Here is a 15,032-nt window from a genome sequence, read left to right as displayed (position 1 = left end):
GGTTTTCCCCCCGGCCGATGTGCTATATATAGTACAAGGTATGTTGTCCGGGGACGGGACATGACTCAAACCCTAAATGGATCAAGTTCGGGAGGAATAGGAATGGAGAAATTGAAACAACGAATCGTGGAGCAGGGCGTGGTGGTATCCGATCAGGTACTGAAGCTGGATGCGCTGCTGAATCATCAGGTCGACCCGCAACTGACGATGGAGATGGGCCGGGAATTTGCCGAGCGCTTCCGGGACGCGGGCGTGACCCGGGTGGTTACGGTTGAATCCTCGGGCATTGCGATCGCTTTTGCCACGGCGTATGAATTGGGGGTTCCCCTGCTGTTTGCGCGCCGCAAAAAGACGCTGCTCGCCGAGCCGGACATGCTGTGCGAACGGGTCCCTTCCTTCACGAAAGGAATCGTGACGGACATTTTGATCTCCCGGGAACTGATTTCGCCGGACGACCGTGTTTTGTTTATCGACGATATCATCGCGAACGGGGATGCGGCCAGAGGGCTGGTTAAAATCATTGAGCGGTCGGGCGCGGAGTTGGTCGGAGCCGGGATTGTGGTGGAGAAATGCTTCCAGCCGGGAGCCAAAGCGCTGCGGGAGCAAGGCATCCGCCTGGAATCCCTGGTGCGCATCGCTTCGCTGGAGGGCGGCCAAGTTGTTTTTGCCGACGCCTGAATCATCCTGAGAAATTAATTCGTTCCAATTTTGCAACAGTTCTTTGCAGGCCTCTTTTTTTTCGTTATAATGGGGATTACTAGGGAGAGGAGGCTTATAAAATGGGGAATGATCCTGTAGTGAACGCGGAATTCTTTATTACTAAATTGTCCGATGCCAAGGTTACTTTCGAACGTGCCCTGGATTGCAAACATACGGAGTTTGACGACCTTTATCCCTATATGCTTGAGCATCCCCAGTTCTTCTGGTATAAGCGCTATGTCGCTTGGTCACAGTTGCTTACGATCGCCGAGCTATGCGAGGAGCTAGGTATTGACTGGAGAGCGGAATTCAGCCCGCAGCAGGTTGGATATGTGAAGCAGCGTGTCATGTCGGCGAAAGTGCTTGATTTCTGGTTCGAGAAGAACGACAGCAAGGAGCATGCCCAACGCTAGAAGGAAATGGGAGGATGGCTCTGCCGATCCGATTGCTGATTATAGTGTGGTTTTATCATGAGCGTTGACGGAAAGTGACGGTCATGGTGTTAAAGGACTCCGTGAATTGCTGCGGAGTCTTTTTTTAATTATCATGAGAGTGATAACTTATTTCCAGAAAGACGGTGAACACGATGATTTCCGATGAAGAACTGAATGCGTTTCGTTTATCGGGTGAAAAAGTCCGGGTCGTGCGCGACGCGCTCCCCGAGAACGACATCCGGGGGATTGTCGTAGCGTGGGACGATACCCACGTACTGATTCGCAGACCCAACCGGAATGTGGTCAAGCTTGACCGGCGCTATAGCATTCGTCCGGCCAGGGAGCCCCGGATTTCGCCGGAAATATAAGCATATTTTTGGCGGAGCGGGACATGGTAGTAAGGTAGTCCGGATAATTTCACGCCAAATCCCTGAGAAAGGATGCCTGAATAGCCATGTCACTCGTCAGTGAAAAGATAAAAGCCTATAAGGATCAGATTCATACTTATGGAGCCGCAGTTCCCGGGGCAACCGAGGCGTATCATGCGTTTACGGGGGAATGTTTTGAAAGCGGCAAGCTGGACGCCAAAACCAAGCAACTGATCGCGCTGGGGATCGCTTTGTCCACGAATAATGAAATTTGCACGTTCTACCATACCGAGGAAGCCAGATCCAAGGGAGCGACAGAGGAAGAACTGCTGGAAACGGTGGCGGTCGCTTCCGCCGCATTGGCGGGAAACGCTTTGTCCCAAGGCGTGATTCGCGTGCAGGAGGCTCTCGGTCAAACGCCGATGCATTAAGGATTCTTCCGTTAAACTAGGACCCCGAGGTTTCTTTAAGGAACACAGGGGTCTTTCTTTCTATGAGCGGTTTGTTATAAACGGATCGGCTCGGACAGCGGCGTCTCGGAGACGTCCGCGCAGCCGGAACCCAAATAAGCACGGATGCGGGAGGCCATTTCACTGCGGAGGACGGGCCAGAGCATCTTCATCGTCCCCCGGTAGCCTCTGCACAGATAATCGGCTTCGATTCCATGTTCATCCTGGGTCAGGCGCAGAAATTTGATCCGGCGCTTCTGGAATTCCGCCATAATCTCATGCTGTACCAAAGAAGCGCGCCGCTCGGCGCCGCGAAGGATCTCCGTATAGAGCTCCGGGCTCTTCAATACGCCGCTCTCCTCTAAAATCCGGGCATCCCGATCCAGTATCCGGCGGATGAAACGCAGCAGAACTACGCTCCGAATCAATGCCAATTCATCCTCCGTAATGCCGGGTACCGCCATTTGGACAACCCCCTTATCCTTATTGAATGGGAACTTATGTTCTTATTTTAGCCAAAGCGCTGCCGAATTAAAAGAGGAAATAAAAGTGTTGACTATGTCTGTGAGTTCATGCTATTATAAATCTTGTCGCTGCGGAAATTGATTTTCTGTAAGAGACACTAAGCGGTCGTGGCGGAATTGGCAGACGCGCACGGTTCAGGTCCGTGTGGGCTAACCCCCCGTGGAGGTTCGAGTCCTCTCGACCGCATCCTAATGTTAACGAAAGAGCTCCTGAATTGTCCTTGTGGATGAATCAGGAGCTTTTTGCATGTACGGGGGTAAATTAAAGGGAATTATTCCTGTTAATTTGGAGCCTAAACGGCTGGGGAGGCGGTTTAGCTGGAAAACCGCCCACTAATTCGACTTAAATGGGGATATCGGCAAATGAGCCGCAAAATAAATGGAGCTTTTCCAGTTAAATCCCATCATGAGGCCAAGAGAGCAGTAGTTTAAAATACTCCACTGCAAGAGTTTAATTTTGTCCAGTGAAGCGGATGGATTTTTCTAATACTATGAAAGCGTAAACAATTGCTTTAAAATGATTTTTACACATGATAGATCGCCGAATGTCACTATAAACTCAGGGAGGTCAATATGGAGAAGCTGTTATACGGTGTCGCTTATTATGACGAATATATGCCTTATGATCGGCTGGATGAGGATATCCGCATGATGAAAGAGGCGGGGATTAACGTGGTGCGGATCGCCGAATCGACCTGGAGCACGCACGAACCGCAAAATGGAGTATTCGATTTCACCTCGGTAGATCGCGTTCTTGATGCGATGCATCGGGCCGGAATTCATGTCATTGTCGGAACGCCTACTTACGCCGTACCGACCTGGATGGTCAAGGAGCATCCGGAGGTGTTGGCAACGACGGCAAACGGACCGGGCAAATATGGGGCACGGCAAATAATGGACATCACGAACCCGACCTATTTGTTTTATGCGGAGCGCATCATCCGCAAGCTGATCTCCCGGGTTAGCGAACATCCGGCGGTGATCGGGTACCAAACCGATAATGAAACGAAGCACTACCATACCGCGGGCCCTAATGTCCAGTTGCTGTTTGTTAAATACGTTCGGGACAAATTCAAAACGCTAGAGGAATTGAACAAGGCGTTTGGGCTAGACTATTGGAGCAACCGGATCAACAGTTGGGAGGACTTCCCGTCCATCATCGGGACGATTAATGGCAGCTTGGGCGCGGAGTTTGCCAAATTTCAACGGAAACTGGTCGCCGATTTCCTGAACTGGCAAGTATCCATCGTTAATGAGTACAAGCGGGCGGATCAGTTTGTTACGCAAAATTTCGATTTTGAGTGGCGGGGACATTCCTACGGCATTCAGCCGGATGTGGACCATTTTGAGGCTTCCCGTCCTTTCGATATCACGGGGGTGGACATTTACCATCCGTCACAGGACGATCTGACCGGGATTGAAATTTCCTTCGGCGGGGATGTGGCGCGATCCACCAAAGGAACGAATTATTTGGTGCTCGAGACGGAAGCGCAGGCCTTTCCCCACTGGACCCCGTACCCGGGGCAGTTAAGATTGCAGGCGTTCAGCCATCTGGCTTCGGGAGCCAATATGGTGGCCTATTGGCACTGGCATTCGATCCACAATTCCTTCGAAACCTATTGGAAAGGCTTGCTCAGCCATGACTTCGAACCCAACCCGATTTATGAGGAAGCCCGAACGATCGGCCGGGACTTTGCGCGTTTGTCTCCGCATTTGGTGAACCTTCAAAAAGAGAATAAAGTCGCCATTCTGGTCAGCAACGACTCGTTAACGGCGATGGAGTGGTTCAAATTTAATTTTTCCAGCACGAAAAAGTATAATGATGTCGTTAGAATGATGTATGATGAGCTGTACCGGATGAACATCGGCTGTGATTTCGTGTCTCCCGCAACCCCGCATCTTGAAAAATATGATCTGCTTATCGTTCCTGCGCTTTATACGGCTTCCAATGATCTTTTGGAGCGGTTAAACCGGTTTGTATATGATGGTGGGCATATCGTTTATACTTTTAAGAGCGGCTTCACGGATCAAAATGTCAAGGTCCGTTCCGAACGGCAACCGGGAATCATCGGCCAAGCATGCGGCATTTCGTATAACATGTTCGTCGAGCCGAAACGGGTGACGTTAAAAGACGATCCGTTCCGGGTCGGTGAAGACCAAAACCAGGTGCATACGTGGATGGAACTGCTCACCCCATCGACGGCGGAGGTGCTCGCCTATTATGATCATCCGCATTGGGGGAAGTATGCCGCGGTCACGCAAAACGGTTACGGCCAAGGGCAGGCCGTGTATATCGGCTGTATGACGAGCGAGGCGGTTATGGGCAAAATTCTGGAGCATGCCGTGAAGAAGGCCGGTTTATGGGGACTGGATCAAGAGATCCGCTTCCCGCTGATCACGAAATCCGGGGTTAACGGGCTGGGCAAAACGGTCCGATATTACTTTAACTATTCTGAAATGCCGGCTTCGTTTGACTATCGTCATCGTGAGGGAATTGAGCTGCTTTCGGACCAAACGGTAAGCTCTGGACAAACCCTGAAGCTTGAGCCATGGGGCTTTACCATTATCGAAGAACAATAAGCCATAGACGCTTTGTATTGAAATAAACGCCTCCCGCATCCGCGAGGCGTTTTCTACTATTTATGCGATATGCGGCATCACAGGGGGGAAGCGAATGTTTGGCAGACTGCGGCGGAGGGTCATTGACCCGTTCAAAACGAGTATCCGCAACAAATTGATTCTGACGATGATATTGATCGCGATCGTACCCGTCGTCGTCGTTACCGCGCTGGCAGCGGAGAACAGCAGCGCTTCGATGGAAGAGCAAGTGATAGGCACCAACCTATCCAATATGAAATGGACGGGGATTTATTTGAGTGATCAGTTTGCCAGACTAAACAACCTGGTCTATTCGCTCCAGATCAGTCCGGGGTTGGCCAATTATCTGAATCGGCCCGAAGCGGAAACCCCGGCCAGCCAATTTGTCGCTCAGCAGAATGTTTTTAATTCACTGAATAGCGTGTATTACAGCGGAGGGAATCACCTGGTCGGCGTCGTTATGTACCTGCATGAAACCGGGACGCTGTTTACGATCAATTCGATGCAAAACGAAGTGGAAGAGATCAGCGGCATACCGCGCGTTTACCGGGATTTGCTGCGGGAGAACAAAGATTTTATCGTGGAGACGGATTCATCGGACCCCGGCAAATTTCGATTGATTCGCAGCATCAACCGCTTTGAAAACCAGGAAAAGCTGGGCTACATCTCCCTGGAGGTACTCTGGTCCTATTTCGATCAAACGATCCGTTTACTTGGCGAAGGAAAGGAGCAGTCCGTGTTCGTTACGGATATGAACGGCCGCATTCTATACGGCGACGGCGAAATCTCTCCTGATGTGGCGGCGGAGCTGCAAGCTTCCAAGGATGCCGGGCCGGGCCAATTCAGAACGGATCGGGAATTCGTTTTTTACAATACGCTGGATCCCGTTGACCTTAGATTGGTAAAAATAATCCCGGTCGCCACGATCAACGAAAGCGCCCGGGCGACGATGAACTATGGTTTGATCGTCGGGATGATTTCCACGATCATCTCCGCTTTATTTGCTTTTTATTTTGCCTGGAAAACGACCAAACCCATCATCGGTTTGGCCCGGGCGATGCGGAAGCTCGATTTGACCAAGGAGCAGATGATTCCCCGGAGCAAGCGCAAAGATGAAATCGGGCTCCTGGAAGCCAATTTTGCCACCATGGCCCAGCGGATCAGAGACCATATTAATACCGAGTACCGGATTCGCCTGGAAAAGAAAACGGCGGAACTTAAAGCGCTGCAATCGCAAATCAACCCGCATTTTTTGCAAAATACGCTGCAGTTGATCGGGGGAATGATCTTCTCGCAAAAACCGGCGGAGAGCTACGGTATCATCCGTTCGCTTAGTGAAATGTTCCGTTATATCGTACGGGATCCGGATACGCTTGCGACGCTTCGGGCGGAGCTTGAACATCTGAATCATTATATGAATATCCAACAGCGGCGCTTCGGCAAGCGGCTCCATTACGAGCTAAACATAGACGGAGATGTGCTGGACTGCCGAATCCCGAAACTGGCACTGCAGCCGATCGTCGAAAATGCATTTGTTCACGGGCTGGATCATAAGACCGGAGAGTGGCGGCTGGAGGTGACGATCCGCCCCGAGTCCGAGGGCATACGGCTGATGGTCCGGGATAATGGGGCAGGGATGGAAAATGCGCAGCTCCAGCGGTTGCGAACGCAGCTGAACCGGGATCTGGAGCAGGTATGGACCAAGGGAACGAGCATCGGGCTGATCAATGTGGCTTCCCGAATCCAGATGTATTTTGGCGCGGAATACAAAATGAGCCTTGACAGCGTATGGGGCAAAGGCACCAGTGTCACGCTGCATCTTCCCGATCAAAAGGAGGGCTAAAGCATGTTCAAAGTATTGATAGTGGATGATGAAGAGTGGAACCGGAATATTATCAAAAATTTGGGCCGATGGGACGAACACAGCATGGAAGTCGTGGGGGAGGCGGAGGACGGTTTGGAAGCGATACGGATGATCGAACGGCTTAGCCCTGAGCTCATCATTACCGATATGCGCATGCCGGGTTCCGACGGAGTAGAACTGATGCGGAAGATGAGCGACCGTTTTCCCGACAAGCAGGTCATCGTGGTAAGCGGGTACGATGATTTCCACTACGCCAGGCAGGCGATCCGCTACAAAGCGGTCGACTATTTGCTGAAGCCGATCGATCCGCAGGAACTGAACGCGGTGTTGGCCAGATGTTGCGTGTCTCTACGGAAGCGCACGGAGCGGCAGGGAATCGATTTGGAGATGTCTTCGAGATGGGCCGCATACGAAAAGCGGTTGGGGACTTACTTTAATGATCTGAATGGCGGGGGACTCCGGAAAGTATGCCATGAACTGCAATCCGATTCGGAGCTTGAATCCGCGTTGAAGCCGGAAACGATCCGCTATCTGGTAAAAGATACTCTGCTGTACTTGAGAGAACTCTGCGCGGCGAACGCGTTAGCCGGCGAATCGGACCGCCCGGCTGAACTTACGGATATGCCAAACTCCTTCCAGGAAGGGGTCCGCTTGATATCCGAGTGTTATGTGAACGCCCTGGAAGAACTGATCAAACAGCGGAAATATAAAAATAAACTGCATTTGGGAGAAGTCAAATCGTATCTTGATCATCATTACGCGGAACCGATCGGTTTGGAGCAGCTCGCCAAGCTGTTTTTCGTCAGCAAAGAGTATTTGAGCAAGGCGTTTAAGCTGGAATACGGCTTAACGGTTACGGACTATGTCGTGGAATTAAGAATGGAGAAGGCGATGGAATGGCTGAAATCGGACGAAGAAGTCGCCATCAAGAGAGTAGCGGAAATGATCGGGTATGAGGACGTGTCCTATTTTCACAGGGTGTTTAAAAAGCATTTCGGAATTTCGCCGGGAGAGGCGAGAAAAGGTTCACAAGGTTTAAAAATATCCAATCGAAAAGTCTAATCCCGTCCAATGAAGCGCTTTCATAAATAAATTAGAATGAAGGCGTAAACAAACATCAACGTTCTGGGGGGTCATCTTATATGAAAATTTGGAAGGGTCTAGCAGGAACCGCGCTAATCGTCTCTTTGCTTGCCGGCTGCGGAGCGGGCGGCGGAAACCATGCGGCGAACAACGAATCGGCAGGGGGCGAAAGCTCCGGCGGGAAAAGCGTCAACTTGAAAATGTTTATCGCCCAACCTCGCCTAAAAGAACATTATGACAAGTACATCGATGCCTTCGTGGCCAAAGAAAAAGCGGAGAAAAACATCGATGTGTCGGTTCAACTGGAAATGCCGCCGGCGGATACCGCCCCGCAAATTTTAAAAACCAGACTGGCTTCCAACGACGCACCCGACATATTCGCGATCCATGCGGTCAACGAAATCCCTCCATTTTATAAAGCCGGGTATCTGGAAGACTTGTCGGATCAACCGTTCGTCGGCAAGCTGCTGGATAGCGTGAAGCCTTCGGTCATGACCGAAGACGGAAAAATTGTTGCGGTTCCGCTCGAGACACTGTCTTGGGGATATTTGTACAACAAGCAGATTTTTGAAGAGCAGGGACTGACGCCTCCTACGACATTGTCGGAGATGAAGACAGTCGTTGAAAAGCTGAAACAAAACAAGATCACCCCGTTTCTTTTATCCGACAAAGAGGCGTGGATTCCGCAATTATTCCTGCCGCTTTCCATAGGTCAACTGGTCAATACGGAAAATCCGGATTTCATCGAGCGGATGAACCAGGATCAAGGCTCCTTCACCGAAATGAAAGGGATGTTTGACATCATCGACTTGGTTTACGCGAACGGTACCAAAAACGGCCTCGAGGTAGGCGGCGACGACGGTGCGGCGATGTTTGCGCAGGGTAAGGCGGCGATGTGGGTTCAGGGCCCCTGGTTTGCGGAGACGATTTTGAAATCCAATCCCGACCTCCGTTTTGGTGTAGCGGCTTTGCCGATCAACGACAATCCCGACGCTACGATGATCAACTTGAGTACGTCTACCTCCTTGGCCGTATCCAAGACTAGCAAAAACAAGGAAGTTGCCCTCGATTTTGTGAACTACGTTCTGGACGACAAGGATTCCAGCGCATTCTTCCAGGCGCTGAAGTTTAATCCGGTCGCCACGGTACACGACTACAGCAGCTATCCTTGGGTGGACGATGCGATGGTTTATGTGAAAGAGGGCAAGTCCTATCAAGATCCACGGATTCCGCAAGCGGTTAAAGATGAATCCGGCAAAGCGCTGCAATCCTACATCGCCGGGCAAATTTCGCAGGACGATGTGCTCACAGCACTCGACAAAGCGTGGAAATCGTATAACAAGGTCAACAAGTAACGCGGCTGCCGGTGAGGAAGGAACGAGAAGTTCCTTCCTTCTCAATTCATAGACAAACGGAGGGGGAGGAAGAACATGCCGTCATCCAGGATCTTCAGGAAGTATATCTCTTTGCTGGCTTTTACGGCCCCGGCACTCGTTATTTACACCATCTTTCTGCTCATACCGACATTCGGCGGAATGTATTACACGTTTACGGACTGGAACGGTTTGAACCAGAATTACAGCTTCATCGGATTTGCCAATATCGTCGAAGCGCTCACGGAGGACCCGGATTTCATTAATGCGTTATTATTTACGCTGAAATATGTCGCATTCATGGTTGTATTGCAAAATGTAATCGCTTTGCTTCTTGCCGTACTCATCGAGACGCGGACCCGGAGCAAAGGATTTTTCCGTACGATATTTTTTATGCCGAATATGATCAGTCTAATTATCAGTTCCTTTATGTGGACCTTTGTTTTTTCGCAAGTGATTCCGCAGCTCGCCGAAAAAGCGGCGATTACTTTCCTTGACCATTCCTGGCTGGGCAATCCAAAATTTTCTTTCTACTCCATCCTGATCGTGTCGCTGTGGAACGGGGTCGGGTACATGATGATTATTTATTTGGCGGCCCTGCAAGGGGTGCCTCAGAGCTTGAAGGAAGCGGCCATTATCGATGGGGCCAATTCGTTCCAAACGTTAAGAAGCGTTATACTGCCGATGATTACGCATGCCGTGACCATTTGCTTCTTCCTGACGCTGAACGGCGCATTCAAAGTGTTTGATGTCGTATACGGACTTACCGGCGGCGGGCCGGGACGAAGCACGCAGGTGATTACGATGAACATCTATGAAGAGGCTTTCTCCAATAACTTCCGCTACGGTTACGCCAGCGCGAAATCGCTCATTCTCTTTGCCATCGTATTACTCGTTACCCTGATCCAGATGAACGTCATGAAGAAAAAAGAGGTGGAAGCATGAGAATGAAGAGAATCAATTCGCTCTTGATCGGGTTGATTTTGTCCGTGGGCGCCCTGTTCACATGTTTTCCCATTTATATGGCGGTCGTCAACTCGTTTAAGACTCAAGGGGAAATGTTCGAATCGTTCGTCGCCCTGCCGACGAAGCTGCACTTTGAAAACTACTCGCAAGCGTTCGAAAAAATCAATCTCCTGAACAGCTCCTTGAACTCGGTGATTGTTTCCGTGATCGGTATCGGAGGAATCGTCTTCTGCTCCGCTTTGGCGGGCTATAAGCTGTCCCGAACCCGGGGCAAATTAAGCAATTTTATTTTTCTGCTGTTTGTGGCCTCGATGCTCGTGCCCTTCCATTCGATCATGATTCCGCTCACCCGGATGGCCAAAACCATGCAGGTGCAGGGCAGCACTTACGGACTGGCGCTGATCTATATCGGGCTTGGCGTCAATATGGCCATTTTTCTGTATCATGGTTTCGTCAAGTCGATCCCGCGGGAGCTGGAAGAGTCCGGACAAATTGACGGCTGCAACGAATTCCAGACCTTTATCCGGATCATTTTGCCGCTGCTTTTGCCCATCACCGTAACGATCGCGATTCTCGACTTTCTGTGGATCTGGAACGACTTCCTGCTGCCGCTGATGATGCTGACGGACGTAGACAACTATACGTTGATCCTGTCCACCAACATGTTGTTCGGGGAGTATAACAAGGAGTGGTCGCTGATTCTGGCTTCGCTGGTGCTCACGGCGATTCCGGTGGTGATGATTTACGCGTTTTTCCAAAAGTTTATTATGGAAGGAATCGCTGAAGGGGCCGTGAAGGGCTAGGCATATGCATTAATTGAATAAGGAGAGGAGGATATTCATGTTACAACCGAAACGATGGATATCGAGCACAAGGGAGCGGCAATGGGAAGAGAAAGGTCTGCCTAATTTATTGACAAACGGGGGAACCGCGGATTTGACGCTAACGGATGCCGTTTATCAAAACGTGGAAGGGTTTGGGGGATGTTTTAATGAGCTCGGGTTTGTGGCGTTAAGTCAACTTCCCGAGGAGCAGCGAACAAGGGTATTGTTCGACTTGTTTCATCCGGGCGGGGAACAGAAATTCAGCATTTGCCGGCTTCCGATCGGAGCCAGTGACTACGCCCTGGAGTGGTACAGCCACAATGAAACGGATGGGGACTATGCGATGGAGCATTTCTCCATCGAACGGGACCGGAAATACTTGATTCCCTATATCAAGGAAGCCCTGGCGCTAAATCCCGAACTAAAACTGTTCGCTTCGCCTTGGAGCCCGCCGACTTGGATGAAGCACCCGAAAGCTTATAACTACGGAACACTTCGTTGGGAGCACGAAAATCTGGAAGCCTATGCTCTATATTTCGTGAAGTTCGTGCAGGCCTATAGGGAAGAGGGGATCACGATTCACCAGATCCATGTCCAGAACGAAGTGGTGGCCGATCAGAAGTTTCCGTCCTGTGTCTGGACGGGCGAGCAGCTTCGCGATTATATCCGCGATTATTTAGGACCGGCCTTTGAACGGCATGGACTCGATACGGAAATCTGGCTGGGGACCATTAATGCGCCGGAACCGTGGGACGAATGGCTAAAGAAGAAGGTCACCGACCACGACGCTTACGCACATACGGTGTTAAGCGATCCTGAAGATTAAGGGCGTAGGCTATCAATGGGCCGGAAAATGGGCGATCCAGCGCACTGTGCTGAGCTACCCGGAACTGCGGTACATGCAAACCGAGAACGAATGCGGCGACGGTACGAATACTTGGGAGTATGCCAAATACGTATTTAATCTGTTCCAACATTATTTCACGAACCGGGTAAACGCGTACGTTTATTGGAACATGGTGCTTGAGCCTAAAGGACGGAGCACGTGGGGGTGGGAGCAGAACTCGATGATTACGGTCGATAAGGAGCAACTAAGGGCGGTTTTTAATCCCGAGTATTATGTCATGAAACATTTCTCGCATTTCGTGACGCCGGGCTCAAAGCGGATCGGTCAGCAAGGCCACTGGTTCGGCAACGCGGTCAGCTACGTGACACCAAGCGGCGAGCGCGTCGTAGTGATGTCAAATCCGTTTAGGGAAACGAGAACCGTGCGGATTTCGGACGGAACGGAAATGTACGGCTTCGAACTGGAGCCGGAGTCCTTTAACACGATGATATTTTGATCGGTAGACCAGTTAGGCCAATGAATGAGGTATCCCGATCCTTTGCGATTCGGGGTGCCGCCATGGAGGATGGAGCGATGAACCAATGCATTGAGGAAATCATCAAGCAATTGACGCTTGAGGAGAAAGCAAGTCTTTGCTCGGGGGCGGATTTCTGGCATACCGAAAGCGTGGAGCGCCTCGGCGTACCATCGGTCATGGTAACGGACGGGCCGCACGGGCTGCGAAAACAGGATGAAACCTCGGATCACCTCGGACTTCACGACAGCGTTCCGGCAACATGTTTTCCCACGGCGGCAGGCATGGGCGCTTCGTGGAACCGCGACCTGATCCACCGGGTAGGCGTGGCGCTCGGAACGGAATGCCAGGCGGCGAATGTGGCCGTTCTTCTCGGCCCCGGGGCGAATATCAAGCGCTCGCCTCTGTGCGGAAGAAACTTCGAGTATTTTTCCGAAGACCCGTTTCTCTCTTCGGAGATGGCGGCCCACCATATCGAGGGAGTCCAAAGCCAAGGCGTCGGCACTTCACTGAAGCATTTCGCGGCCAATAATCAGGAGCACCGCCGGATGTCCGTCGACGCCATCGTGGACGAGAGAACGATGCGCGAAATTTATTTGGCCAGCTTCGAAGGAGCTGTGAAACAGGCACAACCTTGGAGCGTCATGTGCGCTTACAACAAGGTGAACGGGGAGTACGCCTCCGAAAATGAAACGCTGTTAACGCGTATTTTGCGTGAGGAGTGGGGGTTCGAAGGGTTCGTCGTGTCCGATTGGGGAGCGGTCAATGATCGCGTCAAGGCGCTCCGGGCGGGAATGGAGCTGGAGATGCCGGGGAACGGCGGGATCCATGATCGGGATATCGTCGAGGCCGTAAGGAACGGAACCTTGCCGGAAGAGACGCTCGATCGCGCGGTGGAACGCCTGCTCGCGTTTCTTCAGAAAGCCGGGCAAGAACGTAAGGCTCAGACGGTCGTCGATCTGGAAGCGCATCATGCGCTGGCCAAGCAAATGGCTTGCGAAAGCATGGTTCTGCTTAAAAATGAAGGCATTTTACCGCTGCAGTCCGGCACATCGCTCGCGGTCATCGGGGAATTTGCGGTTCGTCCGAGATATCAGGGCGGCGGCAGCTCGCATGTCAATCCGACGAAGCTGGATGAGCCGCTCGGGGAAATCCGCAGGCTCGCTTCGGCGGGATCCGTCGCTTATGCGCAAGGTTATCGGATCGATTCGGATGAGATCGAAACCGCGCTGATCGAGGCGGCGGCGGAAACGGCCGCGAACGCGGAAGTGGCGGTCGTGTTTGCGGGCTTGCCGGATCGGTACGAGTCGGAAGGATATGATCGCACACATTTGTCCATACCGGAAAGTCATTTGGCGCTAATCGAAGCGGTGGCGGCGAGACAGCCGAACCTCGTCGTCGTCTTATGCAACGGTGCGCCGGTGGAAATGCCCTGGCTCGATAAGACAAAGGCGGTGCTGGAAGGGTACCTGGGCGGGCAAGCGTTCGGCGGCGCGGTGGCCGATTTGCTGCTCGGCATCGCTAACCCGAGCGGCAGGCTGGCGGAGACGTTTCCGGTCAGGCTGTCCGACAATCCTTCGTACCTGTTTTTCCCGGGCGAAGGAGACAGGGTGGAATACCGTGAAGGTCCTTTTGTGGGATACAGATACTACGATACAAAAGAGATCAAGCCGTTATTTGCCTTCGGACACGGTCTAAGTTACACCTCATTTGAACTTCTGGATATGGAGCTGAACCGCGCAACCCTGCACGATGATGAGTCCCTGGAGGTCCAGGTGACCCTGAAAAATACGGGGAGTCGCGTCGGCAAAGAGGTGGTGCAGTTATATGTCCGCGACTTGAAAAGCAGTGTTGTCCGGCCATTCCAGGAGTTGAAGGGCTTCCACAAGGTGGAGCTTCAACCCGGGGAGGTCCAGACTGTCCGGTTTACGCTGGACAAACGGGCATTCGCTTATTACAACGTCGCCTTGGCGGATTGGCATGTGGAATCCGGCGAGTTTGAGATCCGCGTCGGCTCGTCCTCGCGGGACATCGCTTTGACACGAAAGGTTACCGTTAAATCCACGGTTCCGCTAAAGCAGGCGCCCGTAACTCAAAATACGCTCATCGGTGATTTGCTGCTGAATCCGGCTACGGCGGCCCAAGCGAAGGAGATCGCCGGACGCAGTGGGTTTGAGGCCATGCTGGAGGACAATCCGGAGATGGCACTCGCCATGCTGAAATATTTGCCGCTGCGCGGCATGGTTGCGTTTGGCGAAGGTAAATATACAGAGGAGATGTTGGCCAAGGACATCGCGGAGTTAAACGAATAATTCAAATATATGAAAAACGTGATTTAAACGACCGATAAGTTAAGCTGATTGAACGAATGAACGAGCCCTTGGATTTCCTTGCATGGAAATTCAAGGCTTTTTTGCATACTTGGAATATGCGTGGCAGTGCGGTTTGGTATAGTTTTCCTAAAAAAATGTAGTAGTAATTCCGAGTAA

General features: G+C 51.6%; 12 protein-coding genes, 1 tRNA gene and 1 pseudogene. 13 read left to right on the top strand and 1 reads right to left on the bottom strand.

All coding sequences use genetic code 11. The features are described 5' to 3' along the window. The first annotated feature begins 102 nt into the window (after positions 1–102). The 4 genes from V4U88_RS11110 (at position 103) to V4U88_RS11095 (ending at position 1,932) form a co-directional block, all read left to right on the top strand. Positions 103–678, top strand: a complete 576-nt coding sequence (locus V4U88_RS11110) for a xanthine phosphoribosyltransferase (protein WP_334073315.1) — start codon at positions 103–105, stop codon at positions 676–678. Between the two features lie 101 nt (positions 679–779). Beyond that, positions 780–1,112, top strand: a complete 333-nt coding sequence (locus tag V4U88_RS11105) for a hypothetical protein (protein ID WP_334073314.1) — start codon at positions 780–782, stop codon at positions 1,110–1,112. A gap of 173 nt (positions 1,113–1,285) precedes the next feature. Beyond that, the gene (locus V4U88_RS11100; RefSeq protein WP_334073384.1) at positions 1,286–1,501 is read left to right on the top strand and encodes a hypothetical protein; all 216 of its coding nucleotides are present in this window, start codon (positions 1,286–1,288) and stop codon (positions 1,499–1,501) included. 86 nt (positions 1,502–1,587) lie between these two features. Beyond that, complete coding sequence (locus V4U88_RS11095) at positions 1,588–1,932, top strand: carboxymuconolactone decarboxylase family protein (RefSeq protein WP_334073313.1); 345 nt, start codon at positions 1,588–1,590, stop codon at positions 1,930–1,932. 74 nt (positions 1,933–2,006) lie between these two features. Here the strand turns inward: V4U88_RS11095 and V4U88_RS11090 are convergent, their stop codons facing one another. After that, positions 2,007–2,414, bottom strand: coding sequence for a hypothetical protein (locus tag V4U88_RS11090; protein WP_334073312.1), 408 nt, complete (start codon positions 2,412–2,414; stop codon positions 2,007–2,009). 162 nt (positions 2,415–2,576) lie between these two features. Here V4U88_RS11090 and V4U88_RS11085 point away from each other — a divergent pair. The 9 genes and pseudogenes from V4U88_RS11085 (at position 2,577) to V4U88_RS11045 (ending at position 14,855) form a co-directional block, all read left to right on the top strand. Next, a tRNA-Leu gene (locus V4U88_RS11085) sits at positions 2,577–2,661 on the top strand. A gap of 386 nt (positions 2,662–3,047) precedes the next feature. Next, on the top strand, positions 3,048–5,054 hold the full coding sequence (locus V4U88_RS11080; RefSeq protein WP_334073311.1) for a beta-galactosidase: 2,007 nt from the start codon (positions 3,048–3,050) through the stop codon (positions 5,052–5,054). A 94-nt stretch (positions 5,055–5,148) separates the two neighbouring features. Beyond that, entirely contained in the window at positions 5,149–6,915 is a 1,767-nt protein-coding gene (locus V4U88_RS11075) for a sensor histidine kinase (RefSeq protein WP_334073310.1), read from the top strand. 3 nt (positions 6,916–6,918) lie between these two features. Beyond that, a complete protein-coding gene (locus tag V4U88_RS11070) occupies positions 6,919–7,998 on the top strand; it encodes a response regulator (RefSeq protein WP_334073309.1) in 1,080 nt (359 codons plus the stop codon). Between the two features lie 80 nt (positions 7,999–8,078). Further along, entirely contained in the window at positions 8,079–9,374 is a 1,296-nt protein-coding gene (locus V4U88_RS11065; protein WP_334073308.1) for an ABC transporter substrate-binding protein, read from the top strand. A 75-nt stretch (positions 9,375–9,449) separates the two neighbouring features. Beyond that, on the top strand, positions 9,450–10,337 hold the full coding sequence (locus tag V4U88_RS11060) for a carbohydrate ABC transporter permease (RefSeq protein ID WP_334073307.1): 888 nt from the start codon (positions 9,450–9,452) through the stop codon (positions 10,335–10,337). Further along, complete coding sequence (locus V4U88_RS11055) at positions 10,334–11,161, top strand: carbohydrate ABC transporter permease (RefSeq protein WP_334073306.1); 828 nt, start codon at positions 10,334–10,336, stop codon at positions 11,159–11,161. The genes V4U88_RS11060 and V4U88_RS11055 overlap by 4 nt, the downstream gene beginning before the upstream one ends. 37 nt (positions 11,162–11,198) lie before the next feature. Next, a pseudogene (locus V4U88_RS11050) lies at positions 11,199–12,525 on the top strand (glycoside hydrolase family 30 protein). A gap of 77 nt (positions 12,526–12,602) precedes the next feature. Then, positions 12,603–14,855, top strand: a complete 2,253-nt coding sequence (locus V4U88_RS11045) for a glycoside hydrolase family 3 C-terminal domain-containing protein (protein WP_334073305.1) — start codon at positions 12,603–12,605, stop codon at positions 14,853–14,855. Positions 14,856–15,032 lie beyond the last annotated feature (177 nt).

Source organism: Paenibacillus sp. A14 (assembly GCF_036864815.1).
GTDB lineage: Bacteria > Bacillota > Bacilli > Paenibacillales > Paenibacillaceae > Fontibacillus > Fontibacillus sanfengchensis.
The sequence above is the reverse complement of the archived record's forward strand: the minus strand, read 5'-3'. Positions and strand labels throughout refer to the sequence as shown.

Coding starts and splice junctions, on each gene's coding strand:
- V4U88_RS11070 (WP_334073309.1), top strand. CDS start 6,919: ATGTTCAAAGTATTGATAGTGGATGATGAAGAGTGGAACCGGAATATT.
- V4U88_RS11060 (WP_334073307.1), top strand. CDS start 9,450: ATGCCGTCATCCAGGATCTTCAGGAAGTATATCTCTTTGCTGGCTTTT.
- V4U88_RS11105 (WP_334073314.1), top strand. CDS start 780: ATGGGGAATGATCCTGTAGTGAACGCGGAATTCTTTATTACTAAATTG.
- V4U88_RS11045 (WP_334073305.1), top strand. CDS start 12,603: ATGAACCAATGCATTGAGGAAATCATCAAGCAATTGACGCTTGAGGAG.
- V4U88_RS11090 (WP_334073312.1), bottom strand. CDS start 2,414: ATGGCGGTACCCGGCATTACGGAGGATGAATTGGCATTGATTCGGAGC.
- V4U88_RS11065 (WP_334073308.1), top strand. CDS start 8,079: ATGAAAATTTGGAAGGGTCTAGCAGGAACCGCGCTAATCGTCTCTTTG.
- V4U88_RS11080 (WP_334073311.1), top strand. CDS start 3,048: ATGGAGAAGCTGTTATACGGTGTCGCTTATTATGACGAATATATGCCT.
- V4U88_RS11100 (WP_334073384.1), top strand. CDS start 1,286: ATGATTTCCGATGAAGAACTGAATGCGTTTCGTTTATCGGGTGAAAAA.
- V4U88_RS11055 (WP_334073306.1), top strand. CDS start 10,334: ATGAGAATGAAGAGAATCAATTCGCTCTTGATCGGGTTGATTTTGTCC.
- V4U88_RS11075 (WP_334073310.1), top strand. CDS start 5,149: ATGTTTGGCAGACTGCGGCGGAGGGTCATTGACCCGTTCAAAACGAGT.
- V4U88_RS11110 (WP_334073315.1), top strand. CDS start 103: ATGGAGAAATTGAAACAACGAATCGTGGAGCAGGGCGTGGTGGTATCC.
- V4U88_RS11095 (WP_334073313.1), top strand. CDS start 1,588: ATGTCACTCGTCAGTGAAAAGATAAAAGCCTATAAGGATCAGATTCAT.